Origin of the sequence: Psychrosphaera ytuae (assembly GCF_017638545.1) — a bacterium.
GTDB classification, from domain to species: Bacteria; Pseudomonadota; Gammaproteobacteria; order Enterobacterales; family Alteromonadaceae; genus Psychrosphaera; species Psychrosphaera ytuae.
Map to the genome: position 1 here is coordinate 2,148,384 of NZ_CP072110.1, position 16,886 is coordinate 2,165,269.

The 16,886-nt window shown below is 41.8% G+C and carries 16 protein-coding genes; 7 read left to right on the forward strand and 9 right to left on the reverse strand.

The genetic code is table 11. The features are described from left to right. Window positions 1-27: 27 nt before the first annotated feature. Genes hemB through tatA form a run of 5 tightly spaced genes read right to left on the reverse strand, consistent with a single transcriptional unit; the run spans window position 28 to window position 4,244 of the window. On the reverse strand, window positions 28-1,038 hold the full coding sequence (gene hemB / locus J1N51_RS09700; RefSeq protein ID WP_208830812.1) for a porphobilinogen synthase: 1,011 nt from the start codon (window positions 1,036-1,038) through the stop codon (window positions 28-30). Further along, window positions 1,038-2,915: a sensor domain-containing diguanylate cyclase gene (locus J1N51_RS09705; protein ID WP_208830815.1), complete on the reverse strand. Its 1,878-nt coding sequence runs from the start codon at window positions 2,913-2,915 to the stop codon at window positions 1,038-1,040. The genes hemB and J1N51_RS09705 overlap by 1 nt, the downstream gene beginning before the upstream one ends. Window positions 2,916-2,925: 10 nt before the next feature. Further along, a complete protein-coding gene (tatC, locus tag J1N51_RS09710) occupies window positions 2,926-3,651 on the reverse strand; it encodes a twin-arginine translocase subunit TatC (protein WP_208830817.1) in 726 nt (241 codons plus the stop codon). Further along, window positions 3,644-3,970 (reverse strand): Sec-independent protein translocase protein TatB, encoded by a 327-nt coding sequence (gene tatB / locus J1N51_RS09715; RefSeq protein WP_232842783.1) that lies wholly within the window; start codon window positions 3,968-3,970, stop codon window positions 3,644-3,646. Before tatB ends, tatC begins: the two co-directional genes overlap by 8 nt. Window positions 3,971-3,998: 28 nt before the next feature. Then, window positions 3,999-4,244 carry a Sec-independent protein translocase subunit TatA gene (tatA, locus tag J1N51_RS09720; protein WP_208830821.1) on the reverse strand — a complete coding sequence of 82 codons (246 nt, stop codon included), beginning with the start codon at window positions 4,242-4,244 and terminating at the stop codon, window positions 3,999-4,001. A 99-nt stretch (window positions 4,245-4,343) separates the two neighbouring features. On the opposite strand from tatA, the gene J1N51_RS09725 reads away from it, so the two are divergent. Then, window positions 4,344-5,519, forward strand: a complete 1,176-nt coding sequence (locus tag J1N51_RS09725; protein WP_208830823.1) for a hypothetical protein — start codon at window positions 4,344-4,346, stop codon at window positions 5,517-5,519. A 17-nt stretch (window positions 5,520-5,536) separates the two neighbouring features. Here J1N51_RS09725 and ubiB read toward each other — a convergent pair whose 3' ends face one another. From ubiB to ubiE, 3 genes are read right to left on the reverse strand one after another with little or no spacing between them, the layout of a single operon-like run. Continuing rightward, window positions 5,537-7,192 carry a ubiquinone biosynthesis regulatory protein kinase UbiB gene (ubiB, locus tag J1N51_RS09730; protein ID WP_208830825.1) on the reverse strand — a complete coding sequence of 552 codons (1,656 nt, stop codon included), beginning with the start codon at window positions 7,190-7,192 and terminating at the stop codon, window positions 5,537-5,539. Beyond that, a complete protein-coding gene (locus J1N51_RS09735; protein ID WP_208830828.1) occupies window positions 7,189-7,797 on the reverse strand; it encodes a ubiquinone biosynthesis accessory factor UbiJ in 609 nt (202 codons plus the stop codon). The genes ubiB and J1N51_RS09735 overlap by 4 nt, the downstream gene beginning before the upstream one ends. Before the next feature lie 15 nt (window positions 7,798-7,812). Next, complete coding sequence (gene ubiE, locus J1N51_RS09740) at window positions 7,813-8,574, reverse strand: bifunctional demethylmenaquinone methyltransferase/2-methoxy-6-polyprenyl-1,4-benzoquinol methylase UbiE (protein WP_208830830.1); 762 nt, start codon at window positions 8,572-8,574, stop codon at window positions 7,813-7,815. Window positions 8,575-8,759: 185 nt separating this feature from the next. On the opposite strand from ubiE, the gene J1N51_RS09745 reads away from it, so the two are divergent. Then, window positions 8,760-9,305 carry a hypothetical protein gene (locus J1N51_RS09745; protein ID WP_208830832.1) on the forward strand — a complete coding sequence of 182 codons (546 nt, stop codon included), beginning with the start codon at window positions 8,760-8,762 and terminating at the stop codon, window positions 9,303-9,305. A gap of 18 nt (window positions 9,306-9,323) precedes the next feature. Continuing rightward, window positions 9,324-11,261 (forward strand): bifunctional diguanylate cyclase/phosphodiesterase, encoded by a 1,938-nt coding sequence (locus tag J1N51_RS09750; protein ID WP_208830834.1) that lies wholly within the window; start codon window positions 9,324-9,326, stop codon window positions 11,259-11,261. On the opposite strand, the gene J1N51_RS09755 is transcribed toward J1N51_RS09750, so the two are convergent. Then, entirely contained in the window at window positions 11,258-12,262 is a 1,005-nt protein-coding gene (locus J1N51_RS09755; RefSeq protein ID WP_208830836.1) for a diguanylate cyclase, read from the reverse strand. The genes J1N51_RS09750 and J1N51_RS09755 overlap by 4 nt on opposite strands. Window positions 12,263-12,450: 188 nt before the next feature. Between J1N51_RS09755 and J1N51_RS09760 the strand changes: the two genes are divergently transcribed. From J1N51_RS09760 to tesB, 4 genes are read left to right on the forward strand one after another with little or no spacing between them, the layout of a single operon-like run. Further along, complete coding sequence (locus J1N51_RS09760) at window positions 12,451-13,107, forward strand: TetR/AcrR family transcriptional regulator (RefSeq protein WP_208830838.1); 657 nt, start codon at window positions 12,451-12,453, stop codon at window positions 13,105-13,107. A 24-nt stretch (window positions 13,108-13,131) separates the two neighbouring features. Continuing rightward, the gene (locus tag J1N51_RS09765) at window positions 13,132-14,886 is read left to right on the forward strand and encodes a DUF885 domain-containing protein (RefSeq protein ID WP_208830840.1); all 1,755 of its coding nucleotides are present in this window, start codon (window positions 13,132-13,134) and stop codon (window positions 14,884-14,886) included. A 27-nt stretch (window positions 14,887-14,913) separates the two neighbouring features. Next, window positions 14,914-15,987, forward strand: coding sequence for a potassium channel family protein (locus J1N51_RS09770; protein ID WP_232842784.1), 1,074 nt, complete (start codon window positions 14,914-14,916; stop codon window positions 15,985-15,987). 8 nt (window positions 15,988-15,995) lie between these two features. After that, a complete protein-coding gene (gene tesB / locus J1N51_RS09775) occupies window positions 15,996-16,868 on the forward strand; it encodes an acyl-CoA thioesterase II (protein WP_208830842.1) in 873 nt (290 codons plus the stop codon). Window positions 16,869-16,886: the final 18 nt, after the last annotated feature.

A 16,886-nucleotide genomic window follows, 5' to 3' on the forward strand; every position in this document is an offset into this window, starting at 1 on the left:
ATCTACATCGGGCATTTTTTCTTCTAGTTACTTTTGCTTTAACCAAGTTGCTGCTGTTTTAGCAAAGTAAGTCAAAATGCCATCCGCTCCGGCGCGCTTGAACGCCAATAAGGATTCCATAATAACTGGTTCTTCCGCTAGCCAACCATTTTGTATAGCAGCCATGTGCATTGCATACTCACCACTGACTTGATAAGCAAACGTTGGCGCCTTAAATTCATCTTTAACACGACGAACAATGTCTAAGTATGGCATGCCAGGTTTTACCATGACCATATCTGCGCCTTCTTGCAGGTCTAGTGCAATTTCACGTAATGCTTCGTTTGAGTTGGCAGGGTCCATTTGATAGGTTTTTTTATCTGCGCCTTTGAGGTTACCTGCTGAACCAACTGCATCACGGAATGGACCGTAGTAGCTTGAAGCGTATTTAGCAGAGTACGCCATAATTTTTACATTAGGGTAGCGGTTCTCTTCGAGCGCCTCTCGAATAGCACCAATTCGACCATCCATCATATCTGATGGGGCAACAATATCAGCGCCAGCCTCAGCATGTGATAAAGCTTGTTTGACGAGTGTTGTCGTTGTTACGTCGTTAAGCACGTAGCCCTCATCGTCAATAATGCCGTCCTGACCGTGTATCGTAAACGGATCTAACGCAACATCAGAAATTACACCAAGTTCAGGAAAAGACTCTTTTAGGGCGCGAATGGCTTTTTGAGCTAAACCGTCAGGGTTATATGCTTCTTCCGCAAGTTCTGATTTGAGGTCGTGTGGAGTGACAGGGAACAAAGCAATGGCGGGTATTCCAAGCTCTACAAGCTCTTTCGCTTCTTGTAACAATAAATCAATGGATAAACGTTCGATACCAGGCATGGAGTCTATAGTTTCTCGACGGTTGGTACCTTCCAAAACAAACATTGGGTATATGAGATCGTCCACAGTAAGGTGGTTTTCTCTCACTAAACGACGAGAAAAGTCATTTGCACGATTTCTTCTCAAACGAGTGTTCGGAAACTGACTGTTACCTGTGTTTGTCATTATAATTCCTCTGTTAATTGACTGACTGTTTTATTACGGCCTGTTTGTTTTGCTTTATAAAGCGCTTTATCCGCTAAATCTATCAACATATTAGGCTCGGTGATTTCTGCCTGCTTGCTAGAGCTTACGCCTAAACTGACCGTACAGTTTACCGTTCCTGAAGAGGTCGTAATATTAAGCGCTTCTATGGCTTTTCTGACCTTTTCAGCAAGCTTGGCTGCGCCTTCAGGCTCTGTATTAGGTAATAAAATTGCAAATTCTTCGCCACCGTATCTAAACACTTCATCGGTTGAACGATTGAGTTGCTCTTCGGATGTAAGTGCTACCGCTCGAATCACCTCATCACCAGCAACGTGTCCGTAGGTGTCATTGACTTTTTTGAAGTGATCAATATCAAAAAGAATGAGTGACAGTGGCGTTAATTCTCGACGGGCGCGTCTAAGCTCTGCTTGGATTCGCTTGTCGAAGTGACGGCGGTTGTGAATGCCCGAGAGTGCATCAAGAGTATTGAGCTTTTCTAGCTCCGTGTTTCTATCTTCTAATTCACGAAGGGTAACTTGTAACTCCAAGTTTTGTTCTGCTAATTTTTGGCGCAAATCTTCGTCTTCCTCAAACGTCGAGGTGTTTTTATCACTCTCGAACGCTTCAAAACCACTGAGGTGAAACTCATCAGATGCACGCTCTTGTTCAAGTTGTTGTTGAAGCTGTTCGCTGGTTTGGAGCTGTTTTCGAATAGCACTGACCGACAAAATAGAAACCATGAGTAACATAGCGATTTCTAAAAGAGCTAAGTTGGAGAGAGGCAGCGGCGTTGCGGTAAAGTTATTAATCGCAATAAAGACCAAAGCAAACAACAGTATCCCAACACTGACGTTGAGGTCTTGCTCTTCGTTGATACCGTGTTTGACCATCCATACACCAGAATACACATGACAACAGCAGATCAGAATTGCCACAGCCGTAACAAGATAAACGCCAGCTTGATAACTCATCCAAAGACACAGGGGTACCAAACACAAAGCGGCGATACCGGTTATAAAAAACGAACGACTTGCTAATAAATTTGATTTTGCTTCGTCTATTTTTTCCTTCGCCAAAAAGGCTGAGGACGCAATTGCAATAGCGGCTAACAATAAAGAAGCGTGTTGCTGGACAACGGGTAAACCAGGCCAAAGGTAATGAAAACCGAGTCCGTTTAAGGTCAATACTGTCAGTAACAAACTCGACAATAACACAGCATCAAGCGCTGAGGTCTTAGAGCGGGCATATAGCGCCGTAAACGCATAAGCAAAAATACTCGCTAAAATAACACCCAGAAAAATACCATCTAGCAGGCGTTTGTAATCTTGATGGCTTTGAAAGGTTTCTTTTTGCCACAAAAACACAGGGAAATTGACCGTGCCAGAGGTTTGAGTGGCGATATAAATTTCTAATTCATCATCGGCAAGAAACGAAATAGGTAAAACAAAGTGCTCGTGCAGTACGGGGCGGTGATGAAATATTTGTTGATCGCCAAGGTGTTGAACTGACTTCACTTTGCCATTTCTCAGGACATAAACCGAGACATTATCAAGGAGTGGATTACCAATTTCTAAATAGAAGGACAAGGGATATTGGCTGTTATTTTGGATCTGAGTGCGAAACCAATAGGTCCTATCATCAAAGCCAAACTTGACCTGATTACTCTGCAGTTGGCTCCAACCTTCGATGGGGGGGGCCTCTTGAGGACCAGCTGTAGAAATATTAAATTCTAAATAGGGGACAAGGTTGGTTTTACCTCGGTCTAAATCCAACGTGAGACTGCTTGCATAAGTTGTCGAGGTCACAATAGTGACTAATATCAGAAGGACAAAGTGCAGTGCTCGAGTGACGGTCACAATAGGTTGCCTATTTTCTTGGTTTTACCAATGAAGCCATGATTAACCCAAACTCAAAAAGTAGCCACATTGGTACCGCGAGTAACGTTTGGCTAATCACATCAGGTGGTGTTAATAACATACCTAGTATAAACGCTCCTACCACTACATAAGGGCGCTTTTCTTTTAAACTTTCGACTGTAGTTACGCCTGCCCAACAAGCAACAAAAACAACGATAGGTACTTCAAATGCCAATCCAAAAGCAAAAAACAGTTTGAGTATGAAATCTAGATAGCTACTAATGTCCGTTGCGATTGTGATGCCTTCGGGAGCAACGCTGGTGAAAAAAGCAAAGGCCAAAGGAAATACAACAAAATACGCAAACGCAATACCACCATAAAATAGTAGTACAGAAGAAGCTAAAATGGGCGCGGCCAAACGCTTTTCGTGACTATAAAGGCCTGGTGCAACAAATCCCCACATTTGATGAAGTATGATTGGAAAGGCCAACATTAAAGCAAACATAAATGCCATCTTAAATGGGGTAAAAAATGGCGCAGCGACATCAGTCGCGATCATGTTTGCCCCTTCAGGCATCACATCTAACAAAGGTTGGGCAACTTGTGTATACAAGTCATTTGCAAAATAAGCTAGCCCCAAAAAGCAAATTAGAACAGCGATAACAGAGCGGATCAGGCGCTGTCTGATTTCAATTAAGTGTTCAATAAAAGGTGGATTTTTGGGCTGTTCAGTCATTGGTCTTTTTGTTTTCCAAGCCATCTTTTGATTGAGGTTCGACTATTTCTGGCTTTGCTGGAGTATCAGGGTTGACGCTATTGGCCGCTTTGTATAATTCATCAACGGACCGTTGTAACTCTGGAGAAAGGTTTTCAAACCCTTTTTTTTCAGCTTCTTTTAAGTTGTTATGTAATTCGTGAACGCGTAATTGTTCATTAACTTCTGCACTGACGCTTTGCGCCATCTGCGACAGTTTGCGTTTCCACTGGACAATTTTTCTGAGGGCACCGGGCAGCTTGTCGGGACCTAAAACGATAGTCCCAACAATGGCAATCACGATAAATTCCCAAAAGCCCATAAATCAATTATTCCGATTTTGTTTTTTTCGTCGAATCAAAATCTGCATCTACTGACTTTGCTTCTGTTTTGGCATCTGCGATTTTTTCTTGTTCTTTTTTCGTGTCTTCTTCATCAGACACAGAGTTTTTAAAACCTTTCACAGCTGACCCTAAATCAGAGCCAATATTCTTTAGACGTTTAGTTCCAAATAACAAAACGATAATCGCTAAAATTATCAAAAGTTGCCAAATACTTATTCCACCGAAGCCCATAACTCACCCCTTTTAATACAATTATTGCTATTATAAAGTGATATTAAATCAAATCATATGTTTATGGTTTACTTTAACCCTGTTGAGCAATGGATGCTAATGAATAAATTGAGAAACTTCTGTAAACCTCACTTGGGCACGTTGCTTTTAATCTGCTCAGCGTTGTGGTGTTGCTCTGCTTATTCTGCGACTTTGGGTAAAAAGAAACAGACAAATATTGATGAATGCCTCACATCACCCGCCTCCAAAAACAAAGAATTTATTGAATTTTGCCAAAAAAAATTAGCGCAAGGCGAAGAAGCTGCACTATACGGAGACCAACAAGCTATTGATGAAGTTGGCCGTGAAATCGCTAGAATGCGCTCTGAAGAGCGACTTAAGTTAGGTTTTGTGGATGTAAATTCCGTAATGGAGACTTTGGGTAGTTCAATGGATTGGACTGCAAATTGGATCGACAGCAAGTTTGCCGACTCTAATGATGAGCTCAATAAAGCCAAAGCCTGGGGGCATATCGTCATCGGTTGGGAACCTAGAGATGGGGAATGGGCTAATTTTCCCGTTAAATTCAGAGTCCGGGCCAAACTACCTAACTTACAAAATAAAGCAGAACTTATCTTGTCGGATAATGAGCAAGAAGATCTCAACAAGTTGCCATACGAGACAGTTCGACCCGAAGCGCTAAAATCTTCTCAGCGCTCCTTAGGCGCAGCAGTACGCTTTTTGCACAAAACTTCAGATGATTTAGATCAGTCAAGCCGTATAGGTTGGGGAGATGGCCAGCTGTATGCTCGTACATCGTTACTTTACCGCAAAAAATATTTGACTGACAAAGTCACCTTAAATATTCAACCGGCTCTTGAGTATTACGTTGTTGACGGTATTGGTGGTCGAGTTTTATTCGACTCTGCATACGCAATAAATCAAAACAATGAGGTACGTTTTAGTTATTCGTTGCGGGATAGAGAAGACTTTGACGCGCCAGAGTGGCGAAATGGTCTGTATTCCATTTCTGCATTGAGTGATCAATCGGCCATTATTTTAGGGATCACTGCGGCGGGGGTAACTAGCCCAGATTACCGTCCCGAGTTCTATAAAATGAGTGTTCGGCTTCGTAAAAAAGCGTTTCGCAGTTGGATCTTTATCGAAGCGGAGCCATTTGTTGAGTTTAAACGTGACCGACTAGTTGAAGACTTCAACAATGGCCACGTTTATGGAGACTTTGAACGCGATGTGGGCATCACATTACGTTTTGAAGCCCACTATGGATTTTTATAATCGAAACCTTCCTAACTTTAGTTTCTTAATTTCCAGGCGTTGAGCAGCGCAAGTGCTGCAAGTAATACATCAGCAGCAAACCAGTTTATGTCGTTACTGACATCTGCAAATAGCGTAATTAACAGCACACCGATTGCGCTTATTGAAAATACGGTTAAGCGCTTAAAGAAACGCTGTTGTTTCTGTTGCAATATTTGATAGTCCGCTATCAGCTCTTTTTTCATGAGAGGCAATCGACTGATACTCTGCAAACTTCCGTAGAATAACTCTGGTACTTGAGGTGCCTTTTCAATCCAATATGGCAGGTTTTGTTTTGTCGTTCTAAATAACGCTTTCACCCCCATTTGATCATTAACCCAGTCTTCTAAAAAGGGTTTGGCGGTCTCCCATAAATCAAGCTGAGGATAAAGTTGGCGCCCCAAACCTTCAACGTATAGTAAGGTTTTTTGTAGTAATACCAATTGAGGTTGAACCTGCATCTCGAATTGACGGGCGGTATCAAATAAGCCAATCAATACTTGAGCAAACGAGATGTCAGCCAGAGGTTTGTTAAAAATAGGCTCACAAACCGTGCGAATCGCCATTTCAAACTGTTCGACATTTATGTGACTAGGTACCCAACCAGATTGAACATGTAACTCCGCTACTTTTAAATAATCACGGTTAAAAAACGCCACGAAATTTTCGGCTAAATACCGTTTGTCCTCAGAGTTAAGCGTACCGATAATACCAAAGTCTATTCCTATGTATTTTGGATCTGTTGGGTTTTCACGAGAAATAAATATATTTCCTGGGTGCATATCGGCATGGAAAAAGCTGTCTCTAAACACCTGAGTAAAGAAGACTCGTACACCGCGCTCTGCTAGTTTTTTTAAATCTGAGCCCTGGGCGTTAAGCTGAGCAATATCCGAAACCGGAATACCGTAAATACGTTCCATGACTAATACGCGCTTGCTGCAATGTTCACTGAAGATCTGAGGGATATATAGATCATCAGATTGCTCAAAGTTACGTCTTAACTGGATACCGTTGGCCGCTTCTTGTACTAAGTTAAGCTCGGCAACAATGGTCTTTTTATACTCTTCTACCACCTCGACAGGACGCAGGCGATGGGCTTCTGCTAGGACGCGGTTTAGGATCTGCGCCATTACCATCATCAAGGCAACATCTGCGTTGATTTGTTTTTCAATACCTGGGCGAATTACTTTGATAACCACTTCTTGGTGATCACCATTTTCTCTTTGCAATTTGGCACTATGGACCTGGGCAATGGACGCCGAAGCGATAGGTGTAGGGTCAAACTCGAAAAACAAATCTTCAATTGCAGACAGGTTAAGCTCTTGTTTTATTCGCTCGATGGCCACTTGTGATGAAAACGGTGGTACTTGGTCTTGTAATTTTGTCAGCTCAATACTTAACGACTCTGACAGTAAGTCTTTGCGAGTACTTAACATTTGGCCAAATTTAATCCAAACAGGCCCTAAAGACTCAAGGGCTAATCGCAAATTCACTGCTTTACTGTTTTGTTTTGATACTTTGGGATACCAAAATAACAAGGTATGAGTTAATGCCATGTACCAAGTACGATGGCTTTCTGGAACCAAGTCATACAGACGGTAATACAAAAAAGTATGAGCAATCTGGAAAAAGCGTGAGTATCGGTTTGATTTCAAAGCTGGGCCTTTAATTTTTGAATTTCCAAGGTCAATCGTTCTGTTTGAGCATTAAGCTGGTCGACGTCAGCGACAAAGCGTTCAACTTCAATGCGATCAGGCGTAACACGTAGCTCATCAACTAATGCTGATTGCGCGGTATAGTCGAGGTCTCGCTTTTTTCGTGCCCAATGTGTTTTTTGTTTTTTGATGGCTTGGCTAAGTTTAAAAGTCATTGCATCGCCGAGGTACTCCGACAGCCACTCTTGCCAGTCTATATCGTTGTCCATCAGTAGCCCCGAAAAGCCCTGTGCAACGTGTAAGTCACCTTCCAAATCGAGCTGGCCCTGTCGGATCATTGCCGTTATTTGCGCAGCGTCTGAAAGCTTTTGTAGGCCATCGAGTGAAGTTTTAATGACGCAATCGGCAGGCTCTGACTGACCCGATACAAATACTTTGTTGTCGAATACCTTAACTGTCAAGTTAACAGAAAGGTCGGTTAACTCGACAGATAAGCTTTTGTTATTGAGTTTTTTAAGTTTATTTGAGGCATCTGAGTCGTACTGCAAAACATGGTTAAGCATTGGTTCAGCAATGGATAATAATGCTTGTTGTATTAACACCACGATAGTTATGACCTTTTAAAACTTAAAACCTTTGTGAAGTGCGACAATACCGCCCGTTAGGTTAGTGTATTGCACTTGCTCAAACCCAACCTCTTCCATCATACCTTTTAATGTATCTTGGTCAGGGTGCATGCGAATCGACTCAGACAGGTATTGATAACTGTCTTTGTCATTGGCAATGACTTGGCCCATAGTCGGTAGGATGTTAAACGAATAAAAGTCATAGGCTTTGTTTAACCAGTCTTGTTGAGGTTTTGAAAACTCTAGTACGAGTAAACGACCGCCAGGCTTAAGCACGCGAAATATAGAAGCTAATGCTTTGTCTTTGTTAGTTACATTTCGCAAACCAAATGCAATGGTCACAAGATCAAAGGTATTATCTGCAAATGGCAACGCCTCGGCATTTGCTTGAACATATTCGATATTGCCAACGTAGCCTTGATTGTGAAGCTTTTCTCGGCCGACTTTGATCATTGAATCATTGATGTCTGCAAGAACAACTTGGCCCTGTTCACCGACAATCTCGCTAAATTTTCGAGTTAAGTCACCTGTGCCACCGGCTAAATCTAATACTTTATTGCCAGGACGAACGGCGCTTGCATCAATGGTGTAACGTTTCCACAAGCGGTGAACGCCAAACGACATAAGGTCGTTCATGATGTCGTATTTTGCTGCAACAGAGTGAAAAACCCCCGCTACCATTTTCTCTTTGTCTTGCTTGTCGATTGTCTGATAACCAAAATGGGTCTTATCAGTTTGATCCTGTTCACTTTTCATTTGATCTTTCGGCCGTACTGGAATAACTTGAGAGTAGTTTACTTAATTGTCGTCTCAATACCAATTGTCGGCAAATAAAGTTTAAGAATAAAAAAGTATTATTATTCTTTTGAATTTACTCTTTTAACGGTTAAAGATCGAAATTTAGTCTGTTAGACTCGGTTTGGATAATAATAAGAAGAACCATGAATATGAGAGCACTTGCAGTACTCTTTACATTGCTATTTAGTATAAACCTTGCTGATGCTAATCAGCAGGTGCTTCTGCGTGTCCAATGGCAACAATTAGCACTTCAAAACAGCCTTCTAAGTTTGCAAGAAAAAGTCGATAAGATTCAGGGTATCGCTTCTTTAATCGAAATCGATCAACAACGAGCCTCTCAGGTCGTCAAAACTCCTCTTCAAGTATTTGAACAAGGCCAAGCTACCCAGGCCGAAATTGCTTTCGCTAAATGGTACATGCTCAAAGAACTGGGCTTTCCGGCCGAGCAGTTCAGACTGGTTTATGTTAAGGATAAACAAGCGACAAGCACTGAAGTGTGGTTAGCTTGGTATCAGACTCAACAAGTTAAAATTATTACCCAATCGGACGTATATGAGGGCAATCTAGATCACCTTCGCCGCAATCGTTCATTGGAAGTCGTGTCAGTTGTTGATCCACAACTTATTCTCAAAAGCAGACAATCAACCCGCACAGCGAGCTTACAACAACAGGGCGCTGTGTTTTTATAATAAGAAAAGCAGGGACTTATGAAGCTTTCACGCCAACTGTTAGTTATCCATAGTGTGATCATTGCGTTATTAGTGATCGGATATGCTTGGCTCTCACTTCTCAATATTCGTCAATTAACAATTCAAGAGTTACTGAATCAGTCAAATACAGCAGTGCATTATTTAGTTGAACCACTGCAAAATGCTGTTATCGAGCAAGACTACGTCGTATATCAAACCAAAATTGATACATTTTATGACTCCGGTAACTACTCGCGAATTTCTCTATATGGCGCCGAAAACTTTAAACCAGTAATGTATGAAAGACGAAATTTGGAGCACACAGCTGATGTACCTGGCTGGTTTGTCAGATTGTTTCCGGTGGAGCCGATTATTGGTCAAAAAGAAATGTACAAGGGACTCGAGAAAGTGGCATTGCTCGAGGTACAAATCCACCCCTTCGCGTTTTATCAGTTTGTTTGGCGACAGTTTGTCGATATGTTGTCAGTTACTGTGTTTGTTGGCCTTGTCGCATGGGCACTGGGTTTTGCATTAATTAACATAGTATTACAGCCAATTATGGCGGTAAAAAGGCAAGCCTCCGCTGTCACAAATAAGCATTTTCCACAAATTACCACGCACTCAGGTATTGCTGAATTTGAACAGTTGATCGAAGTCCACAACGAAATGACGAGGCAAGTAAAGGTATTGTTCTCGCAACAGCAGCAGCATCTAGATGAGCTAAAACACGACCTTTACCACGAGACCAGCTCTGGCCTTGCCAATCGAGAGTACTTCCAAATCACACTGTCAGACTTACTGAATCGCAAGGCTGAACGTTTGATGGGAGGTTTGGTAATTATTCAGCTTTATAACGCGTCGAAATTGCGTCACGAAGAGGGGTTTTCAGCGTATCAAGATGTGGTTGAAGAAGTGGTTAAAACAGTCGAGCGAGTGTCTGGAATAAATAAAAATAGCGCTTTGTTTCAACTGAATGAGCAAGACTTCGCCTTGTTGTTATTACATCAAGGAACGTCCGAGATTTTAGAGTATAGCAAAACAATCGGCCGTCAGTTGGATGATTGTGAGTTGTTACAAAAACATGGTGGGGCGTTTTTAGGTGCCAGTGAGATCATCGAGTCTGATACGCCTGAGTCCCTTAAAAAACGTGCTGATGAGGCGTTGCGTTATGCCATTGACCACGACAAGCACTTTTATATGGACAAAACCAACGGCGAATCAAATCGAAATGCGAGATTTAAGTCTAAACAAGAGTTACTCAATGCGGTTGAGCGAGCAAGGGTTGAGTTTTATCGTCAACCTGTTGTGGATCCAATTAGCCAACAGCTATTGTTTACCGAGTTGTACACCAAGCTGGCACTTGATGATGAAGAGTTGTCGTTACCTTCCGTCTTAGTACTCGCAGAAAAGTACGAAGTCACGACAGAGTTAGACAAAAAGATCCTTTCTGAATTACAAAAACATTATCTACTTGGTGCTCTTCAAGGCAAAATTTCGATTAATGTTTCGGCATTTTCTTTCCACTCCAAAGAATTTCAAACTTGGTTATTCAATTGGTTAAAAGAAGCCCAATCATTGGCATCTAACCTAATTATGGAGTTTGACGAAATCGACCTGTCGCACACTCCGCAAGCCCGTGAGATCAGCTTTAAGTTAGCCAACAACGGTGTTCAAGTTGCCATCGACCACTTTGGGCGTGGCTCTAGTAGCTTGTCTCGGTTCTCTGATATGAAACTACACTGGTTGAAGATCGATAGTCGATACATACAGCGTGAAAATACCGCGTCCAACAGAGACTATCTAAAAATGATTTCTGAGCTGGTGGAAAAGCTAGGTGTTAGTGCGATTATTCCGAATATTGAAACGGAAGAGCAGTTAACATTAGCAAAAGAAGTTGGCTGTTCGGGTGTGCAGGGCTTTTTGATTGCAAAGCCCAAGTCCATTTTTGAAGATTAATCGACAAATACACGATTACGGCCGGTCGCTTTGGCCATACGTAAAGCAGAATGAGCACGTTCAATTGTGCCTTCTAAGCCCATTTTCTCAGAGTATTGTGTTACCCCAATAGAAACTGTCACTTTAGGCAGTTTCTCTTTGCTCTTGGCGTTAATAAATTGGAGTTTTTCCACGCCTTTTCTGACTCGCTCTGCAACCTCATGAGCAGAATGCTTAGTCGCTTCTGGAATCAAGATTAAAAATTCCTCGCCGCCTGAGCGAATTGGCAGTCCCGAATCAGAGACATAGCTTTTAACCTTTTGAGCCACTTTTGACAAAATAACATTGCCAATGGTCATACCGTAGTTGTCATTAAATTGCTTAAAGTGGTCAAGGTTGATGGCAATTGCGGCAATTTCTTTGACGTCTTTTTGAAGCCACATATCAACAGTTTGATTCATCACCGAACGGTCAAATAAACCTGTTAGCTGATCTAGCTTCTTACTCTCTTCGACTTCATTGAGTTGAGCTTGGAGTTCGGCAGTTTTTTGTTGGGCTTGTTTTAGGGCTTTGATCAGAACTTTTTGAGCGCTTTTCATCGAAGAAGTTACTTTAAGTAAGCGCTCAATGACTTGCTGAGATGTCTGTAGGTCTGATTTGTCTAACAACATTAGCCCTTCGTCTAGCATTGTCAGGTAATTTGATGAGTCACGCTGTGCTTTGGTTGCATGGCGGTGCGTAGCATCAACCACCGCATTGATATCTTTAACTAGGGCGTTTTGATGTTCATCAGTGACAAGTAGGTGACGTCGGTAAAGGCTCTCTAACAAATAAGAGTCGATGGTTTGACCGGACTGAATGTCTACTTCGAGTTCGGCTTTGAGATCGGTGTTCTCACCCGTAACATACTCATAAACGACCGAATAATTGATAGGACTTGCGGGCAAGCGATGCTGCTTCAAAAAACCAAGAGTTTTTTGCAGCTTTTGATCTGCTTGCTCAATCGTATCCTGATATTTCATTGCGCACCGACTCCAAGACAATGACAAAATAGGGGGTGAACCAGTTAAAAAGACGCGATTGAACTGAATTCACTGAAAATACAACGCTTAGTTGATAAACTAAAATTGTTTTATTTTAAGGTCAAGGCTTATTCACATAATCCATGTGAAAAAGTCCATTTTTATGAAGATTATTAATAAAGAGTCCCATGGTTATAAAAAAGGCGCGTAATTCAGCCCAAAAAACGGCCAGAAAAAAATCGATACTAGACTCAGCTGAAGACTTATTAAAAAGCTCTGTGTCAGGGCTACCAACGGTTATAGAGATCGCTAACAACTGTAAACTTGGAAAAGGCACGGTTTATTTATATTTTCAGTCTAAAGAGCATATTTTTTTAGAACTATCTGAGCAGTTTTGGTTTCAAACCTTAGACAAAATTGACCAGGCGTTTAAAAATCGTACAGACGTGGTAAGTCCTTTTCTGGGATTAGAGGCAATGATCCAATATTGGATAGATAATCCTCACATTCCCAAGCTTTTGCTGATGCGAGATGTGGTAATTTGCCCCAAACTAGACGCAGACATTATTTCACAAGTAGAGATGAAACGCACAGTGCTTCTAAATGACTTTGTTGATACCTATCATTTCGATACAAAAGTCGAGCAATTTCATCACAAAGTTCAAAGTTCTGTGCAGCTAATTTTGTATTCATGGCAACAGGTTACACAATACGGTAGGCTAAGCGCGTCCAAACAAGAGATTATGCAATTAGTTTCGCCTTTATTTGTCAGTCTCTGGCAGCCAAAATCTAAACGGTCTTCAAACATGCAGTCATTCAAACGGCTGTGGAACTCATTATTTTAATTTACCAAGTAGGGAGTCAGTATTTTGAAAAAACATTGGATTCTAATTTTAGCGGTTGGGTTAGTTTTAATAAGTAATCCGACGCGAGCACAGAATACAGACTTTTCTGTCGTTGGTGAGCGCATTTGGGATGGTTACTTAAAGATATCTCCATTGACAGCAAGCAGGTTCGGTGTGGACTACGGAGCAGGTCAATTACCTGACTTGTCTATACAAGCTTTACAAAATAAAGAGAAAAAGCTCACATCCTGGATTAAAGAGCTTAACAACATCGATACTGGTGCATTATCTGAGCAAGACAAAATCAATAGGGTGATATTGTTACACCGTTTGATGGGTGAATTGAGTAGTTTGCAATATCGCGACTATCTTATGCCGTTGACATCAGAGGGGGGATTTCATTCTTCTCTGGCTTTTTTGCCTAGGCAAGTCGAATTTAAAACGGCGAAGGACGTGGAAGACTATCTTTCCAGGCTGAGTGGTTTTACTCGTTATTTTGAGCAACAAATCAACTGGATGCGAGAGGGGATTAAAGTAGGGTTTACACAGCCCAAGGTTGTATTGAAGGGTTATGAGCAAAGTATCAAGGCATTAATCGCTGATGATCCGACACAAAGCGTTTTCTACCAGCCATTTCTAGCCTCAATGAATCATTTTGATAAGGCCGAGGTGGCTCAATATAAAAACAAAGCTCAAACGATAATCAATGACGTAGTGAATCCTGCCTATGAACAGTATTTGGCATTTATGGTGGATGAGTATCAGCCAAATGCACGTGACACCATAGCAATAAAATTTGTACCTAAAGGCAAAGATTATTATCAAGATCGTGCAAATTACTATACAACGACAAATATGACGGCAAAAGAGATCCATGAGCTAGGCTTAACTGAAGTCAAACGGATCCGTGCTGAAATGAAAGAAATTATTCACCAAGTTGGATTTGAAGGTACTTTTGAGCAGTTCCTCAAGTTTTTAAGAACGGATCCAAAATTCTATGCCAAATCAGGCGAAGAATTACTGAAAGAGGCCAGTTTCATCGCCAAAAAAATGGATGCTGCACTGCCTAAGCTTTTCAAATACTTACCTCGAACGCCTTATGGTATTCAAGCGGTTCCAGCTCACATTGCACCAAAGTACACAACGGGTCGTTATGTTTCACCATCAAATGACAAAGAACCGGGCTATTACTGGGTTAATACCTATGCCTTAGATCGTCGCCCATTGTACGAGCTTGAAGCATTAACTCTTCATGAGGCTGTACCTGGTCATCATTTGCAAATATCACTAAACAAAGAGTTGGAAAATGTGCCTGACTATCGTTCGTCATATTATATCTCTGCCTTTGGTGAAGGTTGGGGCTTATACGCTGAATGGCTTGGTTTGGAAGCAGGGTTTTATACTGATCCCTATTCAAACTTTGGTCGCCTTACTTATGAAATGTGGCGTGCAACGCGTTTGGTTGTGGATACTGGCATGCATATGATGGGCTGGACTCGCCAGCAAGCGATTGATTACATGATGGAAAATAGCGCCTTGTCGAAGCATAATATAACGACGGAAGTGGATAGATACATATCATGGCCAGGGCAAGCGTTGTCTTACAAAATTGGTGAGATTAAAATCAAACAGCTTCGCCAGTTGGCCGAATCGGCATTAGGCAATAATTTTGATGTTCGAGAATTTCATCATCAAGTGTTAAAAAATGGTGCTGTGCCTTTGGCTCAATTGGAACAGCAGGTGATCGCTTATATCAATCGTCAAACCGTGCGCAATTAATGCGTTTCGAAACAAAAGGAACAAAACTTGGTTGTAAATAAGTTTACACGTTATTTATGGAAGCAATTTAGTCAGGTGACATGGCCTGCACTCATTGCCATGCTGGTGGCGCACGCAGGGATCAGCTGGGTTTTGTTGTGGTACGCCAAAGAGTATCACTTACTCAGTCTATATGAGTACATGTACTATTATGTTGTGACGACGAGTACAGTTGGCTTTGGTGATCTGAGTCCTACTACTGAGCTTGGAAAGTATATCGTTGCATTGGTTCAAATACCCCTTGGTTTAGCCATATTTGGTGCCTTTTTGGGGAAGTTAGGCCAAACAGTTAGTAAGAAATTAAGGAAAGTTATGTCGGGTGAAAAAGACTTTAGTTATTTAGATACGCACATTTTGATTTTTGGCTGGCACCCCCGTCGAACAGCAAAAATAATCGAACATATCCTTGGTGACTACAAGCGAATGCAACGCAAAATCCTATTGTGTGTTGTCGAAGAAATGGATCATCCTTTCTATGATAACAGTATGGTTGAGTTTGCTCGTTTAAAGTCATTTACTGACGACCATGAGTTAAAACGCGTGGCTGCACATGAAGCTGACCGAGTCATCGTAGATTGTAATAACGATGACATGACATTTACCACAGCTTTAAAGCTAAGTCCGTTAGTCGAGCCTGGATGCCATATTACGGCTTATTTTGACGAAGAAGAAAAGGTTGAAATGCTCAACAAGTACACCCATAACGTGGAGGCTAACTCTTCTAAAGCTGCTGAAATGTTGGTGCGCTCAATGCAGGATCCAGGTAGCAGTCGACTACAAGAAGAACTGATGTCGACGCTGAAAGGCGAGACTCAGTTTTCTACTGAGGTGGCTCGACACGCCCCTTCAACGACTTTTGGACAATTGTTTTATTACTTAAAACAAAACCACAATGCTATTTTGTTAGCAGTAGCAAAAGACAGAGTCGGCATCGAAATGACTCTTAACCCGGGTAATGATTTTATCGTGGAGCCGGGATACATTCTGCATTATGTGGCTAATCAACGCATAATGACGGATGAAATTGATTGGATAAAAGCCAGTCAACATGCAATGAATTAAGGTGAATAATGAGTAAAGTATTAGATGATTTACTTGGTTTACTCTCCCTCGAAAAAATCGAAGAGGGTTTGTACCGCGGTCAAAGTCAAAATCTAGGATTTGGACGCGTATTTGGTGGCCAAGTTATAGGTCAGGCGTTAAGCGCCGCTAAAGAAACATTAGAAGACAGATACGTACACTCGTTTCATAGTTACTTTTTGCGAGAAGGCGATGACAAAAAACCAATCGTCTACGATGTCGAAAACATTCGTGATGGGCGTTCGTTCAGTACTCGTCGTGTTCGTGCTATTCAAAACGGCAAACCAATTTTTTATTTAACGGCCTCTTTCCAAACGGCTGAAGATGGTTACGAGCACCAACCTACGATGCCAGAAGTACCGGGTCCTGAGGGACTGGTCTCAGAGCATGAGTTTTTCCAACAAAATATTGACCGTATTCCAGAGTTTTTGCGAACTATCATCGCAGGTGAAAAGCCAATAGAAATCCGTCACGTACAAGTGAACAACCCTTTCGAACCCGTCGAAATGCCGGCAAGACGTCAAGTTTGGATCCGATCAAATGGCAAGCTACCAGATGATGGCCGAATTCACCGTTATTTACTCGCGTATGCGTCGGACTTTAATTTCTTACCAACGGCGTTATTTCCTCATGGTCGCAGTCATATTCAAAGGGATATGCAGGTGGCGACATTGGATCATTCAATGTGGTTCCACCGTCCTTTCAGAATGGATGAGTGGATCTTGTTCGATATGGAAAGTACAAGTGCCAGCGGTGGACGAGGTTTAGTTAGAGGACAATTCTTTAATCAAAAAGGTGAGCTGGTGGCCTCGGCCATGCAAGAAGGAGTGATTCGAGATCACAAAGCCTTTCCTCGCAATTGAGCAAGACTAAATCAAGAC